1 protein-coding gene is annotated in these 1,537 nt (G+C 76.8%); it reads left to right on the forward strand.

Features of this window, described 5'->3' with window-relative positions; all coding sequences use genetic code 11:
• A partial coding sequence (locus DZG00_RS15360) for a PepSY-associated TM helix domain-containing protein (RefSeq protein WP_375342512.1) occupies positions 1–1,457 on the forward strand: 1,457 nt, incomplete at its 5' end.
• Positions 1,458–1,537 lie beyond the last annotated feature (80 nt).

Below are 1,537 nucleotides of genomic sequence, written 5' to 3' on the forward strand. Positions count from 1 at the left end.
GCGCGGACGCCGCCGGTCCCGCGGATGCGCCCGAGGCCGCCCCGCCCGCCGCGACCCCCGCGATCACCCGCCCGCAGCGCGGCTGGTTCCTCCCGCTGCTGCTCCGCCTGCACTTCCTGGCGGGGATCCTCGTGGGCCCGTTCATCCTGGTCGCGGCGTTGAGCGGCGCCGCCTACGCGCTCGCGCCGAGCGTCGAGCAGGTGGTCTACGCCGACGAGCTGCACGCGCCGGCGACCGGATCCACCGTGCCGCTGGCCGCGCAGGTCGAGGCCGCGGAGGCCGTGGTCGGCGGATCCGGCACCCTCGTCGCCGTCCGCCCGGCCCCCGCGCCGGGCGACACCACGCGCGTCATGTTCACGGGCGACGGCCTCATCCCGAGCCAGACGCGCGCGATCTTCGTCGACCCGGCCGACGCGTCCATCCGCGGCGACCTGCCCGTCTACGGCACGAGCGGCGCCCTGCCGCTCCGCACCGCGATCAGCCACTTCCACCGCACGCTCGGCCTCGGCGACCCCGGCCGGCTCTACAGCGAGCTCGCCGCCAGCTGGCTCGGCATCGTGACGGTCGCGGGCCTCGGCCTCTGGGTCGCGCGCTGGCGACGGGCGACGCGCCGCCGCGACCTCGTCCGGCCGGACGCCAGGGCCACCGGCTACCGGCGGATCCTCTCCTGGCACGCCTCGACAGGCGTGTGGCTGGTCGCGGGCGCGCTGTTCCTGTCGGCGACGGGCATCACGTGGTCGCAGTACGGCGGGCAGAACGTGACCGACCTCCGCGCCGCGCTCAGCTGGCAGACGCCCACCCTGACGACCGCGCTGCCGGGGGCGGGCGCGGGCGCGGCCTCTGCGGCGGATCCGCACGCCGGCCACCACGGGAGCGCGGCGCCCACCACGACGCCGGAGGTGGATCCCGCGACCTTCGACGAGGTCCTGCGCGTCGCGCGGGGCGTCAACGTGGACGTCGGCCTGGTGGAGATAACGCCGCCGAAGGACGCGAGCACGGCGTGGACGGTGAGCGAGATCCAGCGCAGCTTCCCGACCGAGGTAGACCAGGTGGCCGTCGACGGCAGCACCCTCCAGGTGGTGGGCCGCACCGACTTCGCCGACCACCCGCTGCCCGCGAAGCTGGCGCGGTGGGGGATCGACACGCACCAGGGATCCATGTTCGGCCTGCCGAACCAGCTGCTCCTCGCGGCGACCGCGCTCGGCATCGCCGCGATGGTCGTGTTCGGGTACCTGATGTGGTGGAAGCGCCGGCCGGGCGTCGCGCGTCCCGGCCGTCCGGCCCCGGCGGGCGCGCTCGTGCGGGCGCCGTGGTGGGGGATCGCGGCGATCGTCGCGGTGGGCGTCGGCGTGGGGCTGTTCCTGCCGCTCGTCGGGATCCCGCTGGTCGGCTTCGTGCTGCTCGACGCGCTGATCACGGCCGCGCGCGTGCACCGGACGGGCCCGGCGGCCGGCTGATCGCGGCGGGTGGGGTGTCCGGTCGCCCGCGACTCAGCGGGCGGCCGGCGCCGGCCCGGTCGACGCGGCGACGTGCAGCC

The sequence above is a fragment of the Clavibacter lycopersici genome (genome assembly GCF_003576405.1).
GTDB classification, from domain to species: domain Bacteria; phylum Actinomycetota; class Actinomycetes; order Actinomycetales; family Microbacteriaceae; genus Clavibacter; species Clavibacter lycopersici.